At 40.5% G+C, this 21,538-nt stretch carries 8 protein-coding genes; 4 read left to right on the top strand and 4 right to left on the bottom strand.

The annotated features are described in order from the left end of the window. Positions 1 to 201 precede the first annotated feature (201 nt). Entirely contained in the window at positions 202 to 4,695 is a 4,494-nt protein-coding gene (locus A3O17_RS00275) for a SpaA isopeptide-forming pilin-related protein (RefSeq protein WP_064212520.1), read from the bottom strand. Positions 4,696 to 4,967: 272 nt separating this feature from the next. On the opposite strand from A3O17_RS00275, the gene A3O17_RS00270 reads away from it, so the two are divergent. Beyond that, entirely contained in the window at positions 4,968 to 5,630 is a 663-nt protein-coding gene (locus A3O17_RS00270) for an Lreu_0056 family protein (RefSeq protein ID WP_064212521.1), read from the top strand. A gap of 30 nt (positions 5,631 to 5,660) precedes the next feature. Here A3O17_RS00270 and A3O17_RS00265 read toward each other — a convergent pair whose 3' ends face one another. Beyond that, complete coding sequence (locus A3O17_RS00265; RefSeq protein WP_064212522.1) at positions 5,661 to 6,506, bottom strand: DUF4097 family beta strand repeat-containing protein; 846 nt, start codon at positions 6,504 to 6,506, stop codon at positions 5,661 to 5,663. Between the two features lie 109 nt (positions 6,507 to 6,615). Between A3O17_RS00265 and A3O17_RS00260 the strand changes: the two genes are divergently transcribed. Continuing rightward, entirely contained in the window at positions 6,616 to 7,521 is a 906-nt protein-coding gene (locus tag A3O17_RS00260) for a proline-specific peptidase family protein (RefSeq protein WP_064212530.1), read from the top strand. Between the two features lie 279 nt (positions 7,522 to 7,800). After that, positions 7,801 to 9,594, top strand: coding sequence for a putative polysaccharide biosynthesis protein (locus A3O17_RS00255; protein ID WP_064212523.1), 1,794 nt, complete (start codon positions 7,801 to 7,803; stop codon positions 9,592 to 9,594). 159 nt (positions 9,595 to 9,753) lie between these two features. Here A3O17_RS00255 and A3O17_RS00250 read toward each other — a convergent pair whose 3' ends face one another. Both A3O17_RS00250 and A3O17_RS08005 read right to left on the bottom strand, forming a co-directional pair. Continuing rightward, positions 9,754 to 20,934 carry a mucin-binding protein gene (locus A3O17_RS00250; protein WP_225354710.1) on the bottom strand — a complete coding sequence of 3,727 codons (11,181 nt, stop codon included), beginning with the start codon at positions 20,932 to 20,934 and terminating at the stop codon, positions 9,754 to 9,756. Further along, positions 20,873 to 21,037, bottom strand: a complete 165-nt coding sequence (locus tag A3O17_RS08005; protein ID WP_081255599.1) for a KxYKxGKxW signal peptide domain-containing protein — start codon at positions 21,035 to 21,037, stop codon at positions 20,873 to 20,875. Before A3O17_RS08005 ends, A3O17_RS00250 begins: the two co-directional genes overlap by 62 nt. 247 nt (positions 21,038 to 21,284) lie before the next feature. Here A3O17_RS08005 and A3O17_RS00245 point away from each other — a divergent pair. Then, on the top strand, positions 21,285 to 21,538 hold a 254-nt coding region (locus A3O17_RS00245; protein ID WP_155729646.1), incomplete at its 3' end, for a helix-turn-helix domain-containing protein.

Below are 21,538 nucleotides of genomic sequence, written 5' to 3'. Positions count from 1 at the left end.
TTTGATTTGAATTCACTATAAAACGATCTCCGACTTTCAATCTTATTATCAATCACTATCCAACACAACAAAAACGCATTTTTGTTTAAACATTACTTTAAATATTTGTAAAATATAATTTTTTCTTTAAAAAGATTATCAGTTCTTAACAAAAAAAGGGAATGCGATGTAGGTCGCATTCCCTTTTCTCATCATTAGTCATTAACGTTGCTTAATGTAGAAAACAATTGTTGATCCAACGATCAAAATCACTCCTAAAGCAATCAATGCACTTGCTCCAGCTTCACCGGTTTGTGGTAAGTTGCTGCCATCGCTATTGTTACCATTCCCGTTTTTGCCGCTTTGAGCATTTTGATTATTTACAGTTAATTGATTGTTCTCAACATTGTTGCTGCCTTGAGCAGCTTGGCCACCTTGAGCGTTGTTGCCGTTGTTATTTCCAACAACTGCCACTCCGCCTTGGTTTGCACTGTGATTATTATTGTTATTAATTACAGTTGTATTTTGAACGTTGTGTGTAATTGTTGCCGTGTTAGCTGTTGGTTTATTGTTGCTTTCCTTATTCGGAATTTCACTTTGTGAATATGTGATCACCGTTGTCCCAACAGTTGTTGCTGAACTTCCGTTCACAATTTCCTTTGACCAGCTTGTTACCGGAACGTTCATTGAACTTGATACCAACGTTGGCTTGTTGATCATTGAGCTTCCAAATGAACTTGAACCTGATCCTGTCCGCACTGCTGATGAAACTGAACTTTCAACCATTGTGTTCGTTTCACTGCTTACAGTTACAGGAACTGATTTTTCAGTTGATTTGTCTACGTAACTGATCGTTGATGCCTTTGATGGTACCTTCACGCTTGTTTCAGTATCCTTGCTTGGCTTGTTAGCTGAGCTTGAAACAGTGTTCATTGTTGAACTTGATTCAGTATTGATGTTGCTTGATGATTCAACTGATGATGAACTCTTTACAGGACGGACACCACCACGGTGGCTCTTAGCTGTTGTTGACTCCATTGATGATGAACTTACAACTTCTTTACTGCTTGATTCAACTGATGATTCCTTGCTTGAAGCCTTCATTGAACTCTTCTTGCTTGAAACTTCGCTTGAACTCTTTGCTAAACTCTTGATTGAGCTTGACTTCTTGCTTGAAGCTTTCTTTGATGAAGCCTTGCTTGATGACTTAATCATTGAACTCTTCTTGCTTGATGCTTCACTTGAGCTCTTTGCTGAACTCTTGACTGAGCTTGATTCTTTGCTTGAAGCTTTCTTTGATGAAACCTTGCTTGATGACTTGATCATTGAACTCTTTTTGCTTGAAACTTCGCTTGAACTCTTTGCTAAACTCTTGATTGAGCTTGACTTCTTGCTTGAAGCTTTCTTTGATGAAGCCTTGCTTGATGACTTAATCATTGAACTCTTCTTGCTTGATGCTTCACTTGAGCTCTTTGCTGAACTCTTGATAGAGCTTGATTCTTTGCTTGAAGCTTTCTTTGATGAAACCTTGCTTGATGACTTGATCATTGAACTCTTCTTGCTTGATTCTTTGCTTGAGCTCTTTACTGAACTCTTGATTGAACTTGACTTAACGCTTGAGCTTGAAGCTTTCTTTGATGAAGCCTTACTTGATGACTTGATCATTGAACTCTTCTTGCTTGAAACTTCACTTGAACTCTTTGCTGAACTCTTGATTGAGCTTGACTTCTTGCTTGAACTCTTCAAACTTGAGCTCTTTACAGGACGGTTGCCACCACGGTGACTCTTAGCCGTTGCTGATCTCTTTGATGATGAGTTGCTTGAAGCCTTCACACTTGAGTTCTTCTTACTACTGCTTGAAACCTTGCTTGAGCTTGACTTCTTGCTTGATGCCTTGCTGCTTGATACAACTGATGACTTCTCGCTTGAACTCTTTGCTGAACTCTTAATTAAGTTTGACTTCTTTGATGATGAGCTCTTAATGCTTGAGCTCTTCTTGCTTGATAAGCTCTTTACTGAACTCTTGATCAAGCTTGATTCCTTGCTTAAAGCGCTCTTTGATGAAGCCTTGCTTGATGACTTAATCATTGAACTCTTCTTACTTGAAACTTCACTTGAACTCTTTACTGAACTCTTGATCAAGCTTGATTCTTTGCTTGAAGCTTTCTTTGATGAGGTCTTGCTTGATGACTTAATCATTGAACTCTTCTTACTTGAAACTTCACTTGAACTCTTTACTGAACTCTTGATTGAGCTTGATTCTTTGCTTGAAGCTTTCTTTGATGAGGTCTTGCTTGATGACTTAATCATTGAACTCTTCTTACTTGAAATTTCGCTTGAGCTCTTAATTGAACTTGACTTCTTACTTGAACTCTTCAAAATTGAACTCTTTACAGGACGGTTGCCACCACGGTGACTCTTAGCCGTTGCTGATCTCTTTGATGATGAGTTGCTTGAAGCCTTTACACTTGAACTCTTTGCTGAACTCTTGATTGAGCTTGACTTCTTGCTTGATGAGCTCTTAATACTTGAACTCTTCTTGCTACTGCTTGAGATCTTGCTTGAACTTGATTTCTTACTTGATGAGCTCTTAATACTTGAACTCTTCTTGCTACTTGATGAAATCTTGTTTGAACTTGATTTCTTGCTTGATGAGCTCTTAATACTTGAACTCTTCTTGCTACTTGATGAAATCTTGCTTGAACTTGACTTCTTGCTTGATGAACTCTTTACACTTGTGCTCTTCTTGCTGCTGCTTGAAGAAATCTCACTTGAGCTTGATGATTCCTTACTTGATGAGCTCTTCACACTTGAGCTCTTTTTGCTACTGCTTGAAGAGATCTTGCTTGAGCTTGATGACTTCTTACTTGAACTCTTGATGCTTGAGCTCTTCTTGCTACTTGAAGAGATCTTGCTTGAACTTGATTTCTTACTTGATGAACTCTTAATGTTTGAGCTCTTCTTGCTATTGCTTGAAACCTTGCTTGAGCTTGATGACTTCTTACTTGAACTCTTAATGCTTGAGCTCTTCTTGCTACTGCTTGAAACCTTGCTTGAGCTTGATTTCTTTGATGAGCTCTTTACGCTTGAGCTCTTCTTACTGCTGTTTGAAACCTTGCTTGAACTTAACTTCTTGCTTGATGAGCTCTTTACGCTTGAGCTCTTCTTACTACTTGATGAAACCTTGCTTGAACTTGATTTCTTGCTTGATGAATTCTTTTCGCTTGAGCTCTTCTTGCTGCTGCTTGAAATCTTGCTTGAGCTTGATGACTTCTTGCTTGATGAACTCTTGCTACTCCTAATTGAACTGCTGCTTGATGCAGTTGCAATCGGCGTATCAACAACCTTCGCATCATTTGTAATATTCTTACCGTTAACAGTAACCGTTGTAACTCCGGTATCACTGATTTTTACAGTAATCGTTTCCGGATTAAGCTTGTAACCCTTTGGAGCTTTGATTTCCTTAATCGTGTATGTTCCAGTTGGAAGTCCATTGAAGTTAAAGTATCCAGTTTGATTTGAAACTGCATCCTTCGTAATTCCATTTCCACTGATCTGGAATGTTGCGCCAACCAAACCAACCATCTTTCCATTTTCTTCGCCGACTTTAAGTAAACTTACCCCATATTTAGGCTGTGATCCATTAATTGTTCCTTGCCAGTTGTTCTTTACCGTTGCCGTTGCTGATCCTGATGGTGTTCCATTTGGATTGGTTTGGCTTGCAGTATTTTGCCACTGACTTGCTTGTTCATTTGATGAAACCTTTGTTTGATAGGTGACCGTGTAAGCAACTTTCTTTACTGGATACCAGTCACCGCTTTCATCTACCCCCATTAACGCTCCTGAAATGTTGTATTCATTTGCAGTAATGGTTAATGAATTTCCTGAAACGGTGATCTTTCCTTCTGATGAAGGATAGTTTGCTTGCGAATAAGTCAAATGAGCTGTTCCCCACTGACCATCTTCATATTGAATAAAGTATGTTATTTTAACTGATCCCGGAACAATTTCTTGACCGTCTTTGGCAGTATCTTTAATCGTTGACGTTCCACTATTCGTTAATACGCCGTGAACTTGCCAATTAATGTTTCCGTTATTAGCAATCGTCCCACTCTTCTTAACGGTTCCTTTGGGAGCAACAATATTTGGTGTTCCTCCTTGGTTGCCAGAAGTTGATGGGGTTGAATTTACACTAATTGATGGAGTTGGAATCGAATTTGAATTCGGCCAATTGTTAACTTTAGTCGGTTTTGTCCCGCTCTTCGTCGTAACAACTCCTGTAAATTGTAATTTACCGGAATTTAACACATGACCATTCATTTTGCTATTAAAAGTAATCGTGATTCCGCTGCTTGTGATTTGAGCAGTTGCGACATCTTGACCGTTTAATGGGTCGCCAGGATTACTTGGATCTTCATACTTAATGGCAACGGTGTGGGGAACCCCAGTGATTCCCGCTCCGTCAGCCGTTGCGGTTGGAAACGTAACGTGAATCGTATCTCCTGTATGAATTACCTGCTTACTGTTTCCTAAGGTCATTGTGAAATGAACCTTTTGTCCTGGTGTAGCAGACCCTACATTCGTCGTAATTGAATCAACTTCAGAACTTGTTAGATCTGCTGCATGCAAATTCCCATTTTGAGATGGAATGAACACTAAAAACACCGACGTGATCATTACGACCAATCGAATAAGATTCTTTTTAAATTTTGTCACTTTACTTACCCTTTCTTTATTAATATGTAATCCCCAGATTTCGATATCCGATCTAATCTCTTATCTAACTAATAAATACTATTCGTTTTTACTTTGAATAGCAACATTTCCGCATTATTTAACCGCTAGATTGCTAAGAAATGGTAAATTCAGCAACATTATTTGTTAATTATTAATTTTTAAATCATATTTAATAAGAATATTGTCTTTTTCCTTATATATTGTTAAGATGAATTTTGTAAAATGTTTTACAGAGCGGGAGATTTAAAATTATGAAAAAGGAACTGATTATCGGAACTGTTTTTCTCGGATGTTCCGCAATTTTAGCCGGGTGCGGAACCACTACTCATTCGGCAAAAGCCGTCACTCATCCTCAAACAGTTCGGCAAGATATTCAAAAAAAGCATTCAACTCAACCGCAGGCCCCAAGCTCTGCGGCTAATCAAGATTCGGTAACTAATGATTCATCATCAAGTGCCCAATCAGATGGTTTAAGCTATGATGCACGGCACCTCTCAGTTCAACAACTTGGAACTTTGATTTGTCTTTTAAAGGATCCTGATGAATTTAAAGGGGCTGACAATGGACAACCTGGTGGTCTTTATTACGGTAATGCTCCTCAAGGCTCGGATTATGGCCAGCAATTCTGGGGAATGGACTTTCTCACAACAAATGGTGATCCAACAAGTTGTCTCTACTTTAAGCCCGATGGTCCAAACGTCATCATTAAATACGTTGATGATGACGGAACGACTGGTGGTGTCGCTAATGCACCGGTCAAAACTGAATCGATCTCGATTCAACGATTAGTGAATGATTATTACATTTCACAAGACCAGAAAAATGAAGTTAACGGGTATGCCAATCGAATTCAACCCGAACAAAAATGGCTCGACCGTTTTAATCAAAATTCTTCTTCAACTAATAATAACTAAAAAAGATGTTGCAACCGCAACATCTTTTTCTTATTCTTTCGTAATTTCAATTTCTTTATTTACATCCAAGTGGCCGGCACTTGTTAAGAATGAAGCTCCGGCATGGCCACGCTCATGTTGTGGTAATCCTTCAACACTCGCTGGATTCTTAAGGTCATTTCCACGAATCGCTGCAATCGTAATCGTTGGTGCCTGAATTTGCCGAAGTGACAAATCACCGATATTGGTTGATAAGTTGAAGTCACCGGTCGCCTTAAAGCCGCGAACCCGCACATCGCCTTGGCCAAGCGTGATTTTAGCATCGTTAAAGGTTACATCCCGCATCTTCAATCGACCTTCAGCAAAGGCAGCGGTCATTGAATCTCCACTTTGAAATTCATCAAGTAGAATATCCCCGGTTCGGTTTTCAATTTTGGCATTTCCGAGCAGTGTTTTCTTCATTACTAGGTTTCCGCTTTGAGCCTTCACATCCAAATTGTCGATCGTTGAATCAGCCACTGTTAATGCTCCGCTCCCAACGATCAGACTAATTGTTAACGTTTTAACGTTGTCGATTGCCACGTCGCCCTTAGTCACTTCGGCACTTAACTTTGAAAAGTCTGTTTGCGGAAGTGTAACTTCTAACCGGCTTTTACCGATTGAAAACTTAAAGGCCAATGTCTTTTTCAAAACATTCAAACCATTCTTTTCAGTTATCCGCAACGTGTGCCCTTCCTGCTTCATTTCAAACCGGTCATCATCTTTTTGTTCACCATAATAAATGATGCCTGCGTTTTCTGCTTGACGAATAACCAAGTCTGTTCCGGTCAGATTAATCTCTAATCGGTTAAAGTCCTTCACATCAAAGACATGTGCAAATTGTTTCTTATCAAACACAAATATCACCCTCTCATTGATCATTCCTCTTCTAATATACTATAAGTTTGAGCATTTTCTAAAATTAGTGCTACAATTAAACTAATTTAGAGGAAATTAGGTGAAAAACATGCGTCAAGGAACTCATATTATTACACTTGATAACGGCTATCACATTTGGACTCACACCGAAGGCCAAGGCGACATCAAATTGCTTTGTCTCCACGGCGGCCCTGGCGGTAACCACGAATATTGGGAAAACTTTGGAGAAGAACTGGCTGATCTCGGCGTTGAAGTTACAATGTATGATCAACTTGGTTCATTCTATTCTGACCAACCAGATTACTCAGATCCCAAGATTGCCGAAAAATACCTTACATACAACTACTACCTCGAAGAATTAGAGGAACTTCGGCAAAAACTCAACTATGATAACTTCTACTTAATTGGTCAATCATGGGGCGGTGCTTTAGCAATGATGTACGCTCTTAAATACGGCCAACACTTAAAGGGATTGATCATCTCATCAATGGTCGACAACATTGACGAATACCTTGAACACATCAACGCTCTTCGGGAAAAGACATTAACCCCTGAAGCCGTTGCTTACATGAAAGAATGCGAAGCTAAAAATGGCCTTGATAATGCTCGTTACCAAGGCTACGTTGACGTTTTGAACCGGGAATACGTTGATCGGAAACAACCAATGGCAATTCGCCACTTGATTCCAACAATGGCTACTCCGGTGTACAACGCATTCCAAGGAAACAATGAATTCGTTGTAACTGGAAAATTAAAGGAATGGGATATCCGCGACCGGATGAAAGACATCACAATGCCAACCTTATTGACATTCGGTGAACATGAAACAATGCCATTGAAGTCCGCTGAACGGATGGCACGTGATATTCCGCACGCTCGGTTAGAAACCACTCCTTACGGTGGCCACCACCACATGATCGATAATGCTCCAGTTTACTTCGCACACTTAAAACGATTCTTAAGTGACGTTGAAAACGGAACTTTTAATGATTAAGTTATTGAACAAGATTTAAGAGAGGTTGTGACATAATTGTCACGACCTCTTTGTTATATCCGCATAATCGGGTTCCAAAACAAACGAGCTACTTGGAAGTTCGAAAACCTCCGAATCTATGCTGCGCGATTCGTTCGCTTTTCTGCTTCCACCACGCTCGTTTTTAACGTTTTGTCACACCTTCTCTTTTTTCATCTTTTCCTCTCACAATCAACTTTTAAAATTCAATTCAAAAGTGGTAAACTTGTTATGTTTAATTAGTATTGGAGAGAATTATATATGAAGAAAAAATTATTATCTGGAAGTTTTTGGATGATGATGGGAAGTATCCTTTCACGGGTCCTCGGAATCATCTATTTAATTCCCTGGTTAATGATGATGGGAAGCCTTGAACAGCGCAATGCTGCTCAAGCAATCTTTAATTCAGCGTATACTCCATACGCCCTTTTTCTTGTTTTAAGTCAATCAGGATTTCCATCTTCAATTGCCCGGCAAATTGCGGAATACAATAGTGAAAATAAATTTCGCAACAGTTTACGGGTCTTCAAGTATGGAATGATCGTAATGATTGGAATGGGGTTGATTTCCGGAGTTATTTTCTGGGTCGCTGCTCCTTGGATTGCGGCTACGAGTCCAGTTGTTTCCGTTCAAGCAACAACGGTTACGATTCGGTGCTGCGTTCCTGCGTTGGTGATCTTACCGCCAATGAGTTTGATCCGAGGGTTCTTCCAAGGAAATCAGGACATGCAACCGTATGGAATTTCTCAATTATGGGAACAACTCATGCGGGTCATCTTCATCATCGCAACGACATTCGTGATCATGGAAGTTTTCCACGGAAGTTTCTTAAAGGCTGTCAATTACAGTACATTTGCTGCCTTCGTTGGAGCAGTTTTCAGTTTACTGTACTTGACGTACCACGGATTTAAAAAGCGCAATGAATACAAGGAAATGTACGAGCAAAGTCTACCAGCCGACAATAATCATATTCCGTCAATTTTCAAGGCGATCATCCATGACGCCATTCCGTTCGTTGTTATCGGATCAGCCATTACGATTTTCCAATTTGTTGATCAGATGACTTTCAAAACAATTGCGGTCGGAATGATGGATATGCCGCTGAAAACGGCGCGTGACCTCTTTACTTATTTCTCAGCCAACCCGAATAAGATCACTGCAGTTGTGATTTCATTAACAACGGCCATTTCTGAAACATCTTTGCCGCTGTTAGCTCAAAAGCAAAGTCGTAAGGAAACCGGAACCGTTCTTTCGCAAAACATTGAATTGAACTTAGCATGTTTGATTCCGGCATCAATTTTGCTTTCGATCTTAGCATGGGAAGTCAACGGAATCTTCTTTGATTTCCAAAAGATTGGTGCTCAATTAATGTCATTTGCATTGATCAACAGTATTATTTTGGCCCTTTTCATGAACTTCTTCACTGCCGTTCAATCAATGGGCTATCAACGCTATGCGATTAAGAAATTCGGTGTCGGGGTAATTTTAAAATTGGCCTTGCAGACCCCTGCAATTTACTTTTTCGGCGCATTTGGTCCAACATTGGCAACTTCAATTGCCTTTGGGCTGGTAACCTTAGACGTTTACTTAATGTTGCGGCGCAATTACATTCAAAAAGGGCAACTGCGCTATGCTGGTAAAATTCTTAAGATCAATGTTGTCTTATTGGCGATTACGTTTGTCATCAACAAGTTGATCAAAATCTTCTTCGTTCCAGAATCAAAGGTCACCGCATTCATTTACTGTGCAGTGCTTGCCGGCGGTTTTGGACTTGCATACCTTGCAATTTTGAAGAAAGCTGGATTATTAGGAGTGATCTTTGGAACTGCGGAGGAAAATACTACCCCTACTGAAGATGAAGACATTCTCCTTGAACCAGCAACTGATTATGAAATTCAAAATGACGATCAACCAATTGATCAGTCATTCTCAACGGATTCAAATCACAAATCAGATTCTTCATCAGAAGAACCAATTCCACCACGAAATCAAACGAAGCCTGCTAAAAAGAAGGCTTCTGGCTGGTGGAATAAACCGAAAGGAAAACACTTTTAAACAAAAAATAGTATTGGTGAGAAAATCATCAATACTATTTTTTTACTCGTTTTTCGCTTTTTAACCAAAAAGAGAAGCATTAACTGCATAAATACAGTCAATGCTTCTCTTTAAACGTTCGTCGCCAACTCAATTGACAAAGATTCGTTTCTCATTCAGCTATTCTTCTTTATCTTTTTTCCGTTTTCCGATTCCGAAGAACCCAAACAATCCTGAAAGAGCGAGCAACAATTCGCCGAACAACGAATGATTTGCTGAATCTTCACCGGTTTGCGGCAAAGTATTCTTATTTTCATTTGGTTGCGCAGCTGAATTATTTGACGTCTGCTTTTCAATCATGGTTGATTGTTCCGCAACGCGAACCGTTCCTTCATTAGCTGATGAAGTCTGCTTCGTTGAAACAGCCTTCTTCACCGTTTCAACCTTCGATGATTGTCTTGCTACTGGTTTAGCAGTTTGAACAGGTTTCCTCGATGGTTGAACGTGTTCAGTTGGTTTTTCAACTGATGTCTGCGGTTTCTTAGCTGGTTCACTCGGCTTGTGTTCCGGTGTTGCCGGCTTCTTGTCCGGTTCGCTTGGCTTGTGTTCCGGTGTCGTTGGTTTCTTGTCCGGTTCACTCGGCTTGTGTTCCGGTGTTGCCGGTTTCTTAACTGGTTCACTTGGTTTGTGTTCCGGTGTCGTCGGTTTCTTATCCGGTTCACTTGGCTTGTGTTCTGGTGTTGCCGGCTTCTTGTCCGGTTCACTTGGCTTGTGTTCTGGTGTTGCCGGCTTCTTATCCGGTTCACTTGGCTTGTGTTCCGGTGTTGCCGGCTTCTTGTCCGGTTCACTTGGCTTGTGTTCCGGTGTCGTTGGTTTCTTATCCGGTTCACTCGGCTTGTGTTCCGGTGTTGCCGGTTTATCAGCCGTGTAGACGACATTGACAACTTGATCAGTTGAGTTTACTGAAACGTTGTTTTCAGCTTCAACTGTCTTTTGCGTTGGCGTGTAGCCCTTCACAGTTGGCGATTCAACTGCGTTGTAGCTGTCACTGCCGCTTGGTTGCCAGTTACCGTACGTTACTTGTCCCGTAACTTCGTTGACCATTGCGGTCCGCGTAAACGTGATCGTTTGCGTTACGCTTGGAGCTACTTGCTTGCCGTTGGCATCCACGTAATTGATCGTCCGGGTAACCGTCTTCGTTAAGTCAAGCTTCTTCGGATTATTTTCCGGCGTGTAGTTGCTTGTCTTTTCCGTGAACTTGATCGTGAAGTGTTGCGTTACTCCATCCTCACCAAAGATTTGTCCGTTTGTTGGATAATCATTGCTTACTAATTGGTAACCTTCACTTTCGTACTTATCGATTACTGCTTGTGGATCGTAGCTTGATGTTGAATCGTATGGTCCGGTCAACGTTGTTGTTGATAATACCTTGCCGGTTGTTTCATCAACATACGTTACCATTGCCGTTTCCTTGTTTGCCGTGTAAACAACATTCGTTACGGTGCTGGTTGCCGTTGCTGGAACATTATTAACTGCGCCAACTTGGGTCGTACTTGGCGTGTAACCCTTAACGGCTGGTGATTCAATTGCGTTGTAATCATCGTTACCACTTGGTTGCCAATCAGTATACGTTACTTGTCCCGTAACTTCGTTGGCCGTTGCGTTCCGCGTAAACGTGATTGTTTGCGTTACGCTTGGAGCCATCTGCTTACCATTGGCATCCACGTAATTGATCGTCCGGGTAATCGTCTTCGTTAAGTCAAGGTTCTTCGGATTATTTTCCGGCGTGTAATTATTAATTGTTTCCTTTAAGTGAACAACGTAATGCTTTACAACTCCATTAACATCAAAAGTGATTCCATTTGCTGGATAATTTCCACTGACATACTGGTAACCCTTCTTTTCATAGTTCTTAAGGACTGCGGACTCATCGTAATCAGCCTTAGTTCCAAAATCACCATTTACTGTTACCGTTTGAATTGCTTTTCCTGTTGTATCATCCACATAAGTGATCGTTGCACTTTCTTGATTATCAGAATAGGTAACGACCTGTGTAATATTCGAAGCTGATTCAGCAACATTCTTAAGAGCCTGAATTGCTGCTTTATTTGGCGTATAACCCTTAATCGTCGGTGAAATTACCTTACTGAAAGCGTCATTTGCAGATGCTTTCCACTTCGAATACGTAATTTGACCAGTAACATGATCAAAGGTTGCACTTCGACTGAAGACAATCTGTTGCACAACAGACGGATCAGCTGTCTTTCCGTTTTGGAAACGATAATTGATCGTCCGCGTTACCGTATGCTGAAGATTTAACAACTTATCTGGATTAGTGGTTGCTGTGTCCGTCGTAATCCGGTGCTTCAAATGAATTTCAAAGTGTTGAACTTTTCCAGCTTGGTTAAAGATATTCCCGTTTTGTGGATAATCGTTACTTACAAGTTCGTATCCTTTGCTTTCATAACGCTTGATCGTTTGATCTGGTTGATAATCAGAATCTGTGTCATATGCGCCACTTAATGTTGTCGTCGATAACACCTTTCCTGTTGTATCGTCAATGAAGCTCACCGTTGCTTGTTCTTCATTCGGAATATAAATAACATTTTCAACCATGTTTTGGGTATCAGCATTCACCGTTGCAACCGCTGGAACTACCTTTTCGCTCGGAGTATATCCTGCAATTTCCGGTGATTGAACAGCTGCAAATACAACATCCCGGCTTCTTGCCCATGGACTATAAGTAATTTGTCCAGTGACTTGATCCTTAGTTGCCGTCCGCGTAAATGTTACGCTTTGAACAACTGAATTAGCGGCAGTTTGACCGTTTTGATAACGATAATTAATTGTCCGCGTTACTTCATGGGTCAATCCTGCAACGTTATCCGGATTGTGATCAACAGTGTCAATGGTCGTCTTGTGTTTCATGTGAATTGTGAAACTTTGGACTTTTCCAGCTTGGTCAAAATCAATTCCGCTTGCTGGGAAATCATTACTTACAACTTCATAGCCCTTGGCTTCTAATTGCTTGATTGTAGCTTCCGGACTATATGCTGAAGTTGTTCCAAATGCACCATTAAGGTTAACCTTTGAAATCACCTTATTTGCCGTATCATCAACAAACGTTACCGTTGCTTGTTCTTGATTTGGCGTATACGTTACCGTAACCGTCCGATCAGGAGTTGTATCTGAAACACCATCAACTGCTTGAACAACCGGTTTGTTTGCAGTGTATCCCGTAATCACCGGACTCTTAACTGCATCAAACGAAGTTCCATCGACCGCTTGCCACGGAGTATAGGTAACTGCACCCGTTACGGCATCCTTTTGAGCATCACGGTGGAAGTGTAACGTTAATACTTTGCTTGCTGCCGCTTGTTTACCATTAGCGTAAACATAGTTGATCGTTTCCGTTACCGTTTGATCGAGGTCTAAGCCAGCTGGGTTTTGATCATCTTGATGTTTCAAGTAAATATTGTAATTATTAACCGTTCCGTCTTCACTGAAGCTTGCACCACCTTGTGGATATCCATTCTTCACAAGAACATATCCTTCAGCTTCGTATTTTTGAATCGTTGCGGTTGGTTGATAACTTGAAACTGTTCCATATGCACCACTTAAATCAACAACTTGTAAAGTTTTGCCAGTTGTTTGGTCAATAAACGTTACTGTCGCCTTTTCTTGGTTTGGCGCATAAGTAATCACCTGAACATTATCCTTATCGCCAGGTTGAACTGCGACTGCTGAACTTTGTTTTTGACTAGGAGTATAGCCTGTAATTTCCGGTGATGTAACTTGAGGGAAGTTACTAATTGCCGGTGTCCACGGTGTATAAGTAATTGCTCCCGTTACATTGTTTTTGATTGCATCCCGCGTAAACGTAATCGACGCTTTCTTGGTAGAAGCTGCCTGCTTCCCATCAGTAAATTGATACTTGATCGTTTGAATTACAGTATCCGTTAAATCTAAACTTTGCGGATTATTATTTGGAGTAAACGTTGTCGTTGTTTCCTTCAAATGAATTTGATACGTTTGGACCTTGCCATTTTGATCAAAGACGTTTCCATCTTGTGGATAGTCACTGCTTACAAATTGATAACCGGCTTGTTCATACTTCTTAATTTCATTTTCAGGTTGGTATGAAGAATCGGTTCCGTATGCTCCCGATAAATTATCCGTTGCAATCACCTTACCAGTTGTATCGTCAATGTATTGCACGACTGCTTTTTCTTGGTCAGCAGTATACGTTACCGTTGTCGTTACATTTGGCGATTGACCGGTCAAATGATAAACTGCAGCAACACTCGACTTATCTGGAGTGTAACCGGTGATCTGTGGTGAAACAACCGCTGGGAAACTATCATTACCAGTAGTTTGCCATGCTGAATATCCAATGATCTTGCCAGTTACATTATCCTTTGTTGCAGTTCGCGTAAATGTTACTGTAACTGTCTTCGTTGGCGCAGCCTGCTTCCCATCAGCATAAACATAGTTGATTGTTTCCACAACATTATGCGAAAGATTAAGTCCATCCGGATTTGATGTTGGCGTTTCCGTTGTATATGTGTGCTTTAACGTAATCGTAAAGTGTTGCGCTTGTCCGGCTTCATCAAATTTAACACCCGTTGTCGGATAATTATTGCTTACTAACTGATACCCCGCCTTTTCTAATGCAGCAATTTCACTTGCCGGTGAATAATTCGATGTTGAGTTAAATGCCCCCGTTAAGGTTACATTCTTGATCGTCTTATCCGTTGTTTGGTCAATAAATGTTACCGTTGCACTTTCTTGGTCTGGAGTATACGTAATCGTCTGTGAACTATCAGCACTTGATGCTACTACTCCCGTGATTGCCGTTGATGATGTTGCGCTCGGAGTATAACCCGTAATTGCAGGTGTTGTTACTGAATTAAAGGTCCCAGTTGCAGGTCCCCAATTACTATATGTGATCGTTCCCGTTACATTATCTTTGGTTGCTGTCCGCGTAAATGTCAATTTTTGCGTATTATCTGGCTGAGCTTGACCACCAGTACTGTATACGTAGTGGATCGTGTGTGTCACCGTATTACTCAAATCCAAACCTGCCGGATTATTTGTTGAAGTATATGTCGTTGTTCCATGTTTCAACGTTACCGTATAGGTTGGTGTTACTCCATCTTTGTTAAAGGTAATGCCATTTGCGGGCACCCCATTATTTACAAGCACATATCCCTGTTTTTCATAGTTTTGAATAACTGAGTTTGCATTATAACTTGTTGTTCCGTTATAAACACCATTTACACTCACCGTTTGGAGTGTCTTCCCCGTGGTCTGGTCAACATACTTGATCGTTGCGGTTTCCTTATTTGGAGTATAAGTAATCGTTTGGACATTATCAGCCGCATCACCAGTAACATTATTAATTGCAGTTGATGAAACTGCACTTGGGGTATAACCCGTAATGACCGGCGACTTCACAGCAGGAAAGTCGTCATTTCCAACTGCTTGCCATGCCGAATACGTGATTTTGCCAGTTACTTCGTCTCTAATCGCTGTCCGGTTGAACGTGATTGAAGCCGTTGCATCCGGTGCCGCCTGTTTACCATCACTAAATACATAGTGAATCGTTTGGGTTACCGTATGCTTTAAATCAAGATCATCCGGATTATTCGATGGATCGAAATCTTGGGTTGCTTCTTTCAAATGAACTTGGTAATTCTGAACAACACCATCTTTATTAAAGACTGCCCCATTTGTTGGCCAATTATCACTAACAAGTTGATACCCTTGTTTTTCATATTGATTGATTACAGTTTGCGGATCGTAATTTGAATCCGAATTAAAATTCCCAGTAATCGTATCCGTCTTTAAGGTCTTACCCGTCGTATCATCAATATACGTGATTATTGCCTTTTCCTGGTTTGGTGTATAAACCACCGTTTCTGTATGGGTTTGACCATCAGGAGAAGCACTCATTGAAGGTTCTTCAACAACATTAGCTGTATATCCTGTGATTGATGGTGATTTAACTTCAGGGAACGTTGCGCTGCCGCTTACAAGCTTCCAGGCTGATGCCGTTTGCGTCCCTGTAACATTATCCACCGTTACTGTCCGCTCATACTTCGCCGTTTCCGTATTTGATGGAGCTGCGGTTTGCGTTCCGGCAACAATTTGTCCATTTTGATTCGTTCCATAGACGTAGTTAATTACCCGGGTAGTTGACGTTGAAATCTTTACTCCCTGAGGCAAATTCGTTGAAGCGGGTCCATAAGTTGTCGTCCCGTGCTTGAACGTTACATCAAATGTTAATTGTTTACCATCTTGATTAAATTGAATACCGTTTGTTGGAACCTCATTATTAACCAATACATAACCTTTTGATTCGTATTGTTTAATAAGTGTACTTGGATCATATTTATCTGTTGATCCAAAAGTCCCCGTTAACGAGACCGAGTTAAGTGTCTTCCCAGTCGTTTCATCAATATAATTAACAATTACCTTTTCTTGGTTAGCATTATACGTAATCGTTTGAGTATTACTAATGTCGCTTGCAGTTGCATTAGCTGTTGGCTTTTCCGTAACTGCCGTTGATGAAGCCGCACTTGGGGTGTACCCACTAATCGTTGGTGAAACAACTGCTGGATAACCCGTTACCTGTGATGTCCATGCTCCGTAAGTAACCTGCTTTGTTACATGGTCATAAGTTGCCGTCCGTGTAAAAGTGATCTTCGTTGTCTTGGTCGGTGCTGCCTGCTGACCTTGTTTACCAGTATTTGTTCCATAAACATAATTAATTGTTTGGGTTCCTGTTAAACTTAAACCGCTAATCTTATCAGGATTATTTGTAACTGTATCTGTTGTAATCTGATGTTTGAATGTAATGCGGTAAGTTGGAACATTCCCGGCATTATTAAAATCAATTCCGCCTGCTGGGAAACCATCAGACACAACCTGATAACCTTCGCTAATATATTTCTGAATATTTTCCGCTGGGTTATAACTTGACTTTGTTCCAAATGCCCCTGTAACTGTATCCGTACTTAATACCTTTCCAGTAGTTTGATCATAATATTCGATCTTTGCACTTTCCTGGTTTGGTGTATAAATTACATTCTTCGTAATTGAAGCATCCGTTCCATCGGCATTCGGTGTAATCGTCTGGCTTGCCACAACTGTTGGGTCGGCCGTATAACCTGTGATCGTTGGTGATGTAACAGCTTTTGTTTGTTGTGAAGCCACATTCCATTTACCATTTGATAAAACTTTTCCAGTAACTTCATCAACCGTGTTATCACGAGTAAAGGTAAAGTTTTGCACATTATCAGCCGGTAAATTGATCTTTGAACCATCAGCTGGTGCTTGTCCTAATTCGTAGTGAACCGTATATGTTACATGGGCTGTTTGCGCAACTTGTTTTGTTTGATGGATCAAATAAAACTTAAAGACTTGTGTGCCATCGACGTTAAACCATAATCCTTTTGCCGGAAGAGATGGATGGAAACCAACTGGCTCGTATCCCTGATTGTGATAATCAGTAATTGTACTTGTTGGTGAATAAGTAGCTTCACTTCCATATGCTCCCGTCAAGGTCGTCGTACTTAAAACATTCGTCGAATTGTAATTTGGTGTCGTCGGATCACTTGGATCAAACGCATCAATGTATTCGATCTTAATTGTTTCTTGTTTCGGCGTATACGTAATCGTTTGAACATTATTCTGCGGCGTAGTTGTTGCCGTCGGTGCACTAACCGTTACTGCCGTACTTTCAGCCTTATCAGGGGTATAACCCGTAATCGTTGGCGAAACAACTGCCGGAAAGTCTGAACTACTTGGAGTCCATTCTCCATAGGTAGTTGCACTTGTCACCTTATTCGTTGTAACTGGACGCGTAAAGGTAATCGTTGCCGTATGATCAGCAGCAAGTGGCTTTCCCGTTTGATCAACATAGTGAATCGTTTGGGTAATTGTCTTTGTTTCAGTTGAATTAACAATTTGTTCCTTTAAAACAACTTGATAATTAACAAGCGGACTTGTGCTATCTTTATCAAATGAAATTGGCTTAAAGTTATTGCTTACTAATTCATATCCCCGGCTTTCCAAAGCGGAGATTTCAGCATCAGGTGAGTAACTTGATGACGTTCCATAATCACCTTGAACCGTTACCGTATTGATTGTTTGACCAGTTGTTTGGTCAGTAAAGGTAATCGTTGCCGTTTCCGTATTTGGAATATAGGTAATAACCTGAACATTATCTGGGCTTGAACCATCAACCGTTACCGCCGTACTTTCCGGATGAGAAGTCGAATAGCCATAAATTACGGGTGACTTAACCGCACCGAAAGTATTCGTTGTTTGCGGTTTCCAATCGCCATAAGTTGCTTGGTTGGTTACCTTATCCAATGTCCCCGTCCGCGTAAACGTTAATGAACGCGTTACTGGAGCGGCAGCTTGAGTTCCATTTGAATATTGATACTTAATTGTTTGGGTTACCGTTGATGTTTGAGTCACTGGAACGATCGTATGTGCAAATACAAGGGTGTACTGCTGACTGCCAGTTTCTTCAAATGAAATTCCGTTTTTAGGAAAATCATTTGATACTAACTTATAACCCATTGATTCAAGCGTACTGATTTCAGTCGTTGGCGAGTAACTTGATGACGTTCCATAATCACCGTTCAAGTTGACAACGTTAATATTTTTCCCTGTTGTTTGGTCATAAAATACAATTTCCGCATCGGCTTCAATTGGTGAATAAATAATCGTTTGAACGTTATTTGCGTCAGTTGCTTGAACGTTGTTTACTGCCTGAGTTGCTTTAATATTTGGTTCATAACCGCTAATCGTTGGAGCAGTATATGCCGGAAAATCATCACTGCCCTCCGCCGTCCAAGCAGTATATGTTCCGTCCGCATTCTTCGTCCGCGTAAATGTAATTGTTGTTACTTTTGGTTGAAGCAACTGCGTACCATCATTCTTTAAAAAATAGATGGTTTGGGTAACCGTTGTTTTCGTGTCACTTTGCGGTGTTTGAGTTCCCCCATTATTTGGAGTGTAAACGACCGTAACAACGGAATTATTTGCATTACTGCTGACATTTTCAGCCGCAACGGTTGCAATACTTGGAGTATATCCATTGATCGTTGGCGACTTAACTTCCGTAAAAGTTGAGTTATTGTTTGCTGCCGTCCATGTACCGTAAGTAATTTCATGGGTAACATTATCTTCTGTCGCTGTTCGGGTATACGTAACCGTTTGAACGTCATCGGCATGCGCGGTTGTCCCATCAGCATAGACATAATGAATCGTTCTTTCAATAACCTTGGTTAATCCCTTTGCATCACTTGGTAAAACCGTTGAAGTGTGGGTAAAGTCAACTTCGTAGTTTTGCTTTCCAGTGTTATTGAATACTAATCCCTTTGAAGGAATGTTGTTCCGCGCAACTTTATAACCTTGACTTTCAAGTTGATTGATTACTGATTGGTAGTCAAAGTTAGCCGTCGTTCCATAAGCCCCTTCAAGGACCTTTTGCTGAATGATCCGTTTAGCATCCATATCATAGAATGTAATCGTCATTACATAGTTGTTAGGTGTATACGTAATCGTTTGGACGTTATTCGGCGTATTAGCGGTTACTCCTGTAATCGCCTGTGATGACGTATAACTTGGAGTATAGCCGACGATTTCCGGTGATTGAATCGATGGAAATTCATCTGTTCCAGATACATTCTTCCATGGAGTTTGCGAAATAATTTGTCCAGTAACCTCATCAACCGTTTCCGTTGCTTGGAATGTAATCTGAGCAGTATGGTCCGGTTGCGCTTGCTTTGAAGAGCCGCTATATACATAATGAATCGTTTGGGTAACGTTAGCAGTAACCGTTGCCGACTTCGTCTTATGACTTACATGAATCGTATAAGTTGCTCCATTATTTGAAGTATTAAAAGTCAACGAACTAGGCCAAGTGCTGCTGACAACATTGTAATTAGCTGCATTGGTCAAATTCTTTTGTAAAATGTCATTCGTTGTTTCTGATACTGTTTGTCCAAAACTTCCATTGACTGTAACCGTCTTAATCGTTTGATGAGTTGTATCATCGATAATTTGAACGTTTACCTTCTCTTGAACCGGAGCATACGTATACGTTACCGTTTGCGTTGAATCTGTAACCGTCCCGTTAGCGTTTGATGGTGTATTCGTTAATTGATACCCCGTAAATGTTTTGGCAGTTGTTGTGTAAGTATCACCAACGTATGGCGTAGTTTCAGCCGTTCCTGATGAACTTTCATAACTTGCAGTTCCAGTTCCTAAAATTTTACCATCAGCCGTTTGATAAACAACGTCAACTGGTTTCCCCGCTGACCGACTATGGTCAAAATAAAGCGTTACCGTTACACTTTGGTTCCAGGGATTAATAAAATAGTTAATTTCAACTTGATCAAGGGAATAACCGTTCTTTGAAAGGTAATTTACCCCTGATTCGGTATCTGTTCGAACCTTTGATCCGTTTTCATATGAATAGTAAATTTCACCATTATCCCACCGATCATCAGCCGTAATAACATCGTTGATCGGTTGCCCATCATTATTTTCATATTTGATATACCATTGAGCATCCAAATCATCCATATCGATATTTTGAGCGTCTTCTGGTGATAAAGTGACATCGCCCACATATGTTGAACTAATATCATACAGCTTATTGGTAGCCGCAAAGGTTGCATTTTCATTTTTATCATGGTTCTTTATTACCGGATTGACCTCACTCAACCGTTGGCCATCATTAATGGTCGTTTTGACTGAGGACGGGAATTCCGGATCATTCGATAATGTTCCCTTTTCGCCATCAACAAGCGGGATTGTTGAAGACGTGGAACTAGTCACTGAACTTTGCTTGATTGATAATCGTGAGACCTCAGATGAAAGCGAACTTGGAACCCTGCTTGATGACTTTGAGTTTTCGCCTTGGCTACTTTCCTTTGAACTTAAGGAAATCGAGGTCTTTGAAGATGAAACCGCTGAACTCGGCACACAACTACTTGAACTCTTCAAACTTTGTGAAGAAGCAGCTGTCGAACTTGGCATACGACTACTTGAACTCTTCAGACTTTGTGAAGAGGCAACTGTCGAACTTGCAGCAGAAACTAAACTTGAACTTTGTTGGAGACTACTATTAGGCTTAACTGATGATGAAACCACCGTTGGCGCTGATTTTTCAGTTTCTGATTGGACTTTTACTTTTTCTAATTGCGAACTTGATTGTGTTTGAATAGACGTCTTGCTGCTTTCGCTAACAAGCCGTTGACTAGAAATTTGGGCTGATTCAATTGAAGTTTGAGGCACTTCTTGTGCGTGAGCAATGCCTGCTACTACCCCCCATTCCAATTCCTAATGATAAGAATGTTAAGGACGAAGCGACCCAAAACTTACCTTTTTTATATAGTTTTACTCGGTTGTAACGATCACCGAAATAACTTTTATTTTTCATTTGTATTCCTCTCCTTTAACTCATTAAAACTGCTCAATACTTATATGTAATAATTGTAGCAGCTATTTAAATAAGAACATGAAATCCAGCACGATATTTAAACTTTTTTAATCTCTTTTTACTTATATCTCAATAAGGCATAATTATAATCAAGGTGGGTACAAGTTAAAATAAAAAAACGAACCGATAAAATGAAGTGCCCTACAATTGTTAGACAAAAAACTAATGATTGTGAGGCACTTTTTGTATGGTTAAATATAAACCTGAATTAAAGGCGCAGATTGTTCATGAATATCTTTCAACTGCACAGAGTATCAATGATTTAAGTGAGAAATATCATATTGGAGAAAGTCAAATATCTAGATGGGTTCAAAGATACCGGTTAAATGGTCCTGATGCTCTCAAACCACGGCGGCATAAACGGAATTTTACTGCTGATTTCAAATTAAGTGTGATAAACTATTACCAAACTCACGAGGATTCAATGGCTGAAGTAGCGGC

The organism is Ligilactobacillus aviarius (assembly GCF_001654615.1).
GTDB classification, from domain to species: domain Bacteria; phylum Bacillota; class Bacilli; order Lactobacillales; family Lactobacillaceae; genus Ligilactobacillus; species Ligilactobacillus aviarius_B.
Note: the sequence above shows the minus strand (reverse complement) of the source record. Positions and strands in the feature narration are given on the sequence as shown.

Excerpts from the sequence above, each read along its gene's own strand:
- A3O17_RS00270 (WP_064212521.1), top strand. The coding sequence starts at position 4,968 with ATGAAAAAGGAACTGATTATCGGAACTGTTTTTCTCGGATGTTCCGCA.
- A3O17_RS00260 (WP_064212530.1), top strand. The coding sequence starts at position 6,616 with ATGCGTCAAGGAACTCATATTATTACACTTGATAACGGCTATCACATT.
- A3O17_RS00255 (WP_064212523.1), top strand. The coding sequence starts at position 7,801 with ATGAAGAAAAAATTATTATCTGGAAGTTTTTGGATGATGATGGGAAGT.
- A3O17_RS08005 (WP_081255599.1), bottom strand. The coding sequence starts at position 21,037 with ATGAAAAATAAAAGTTATTTCGGTGATCGTTACAACCGAGTAAAACTA.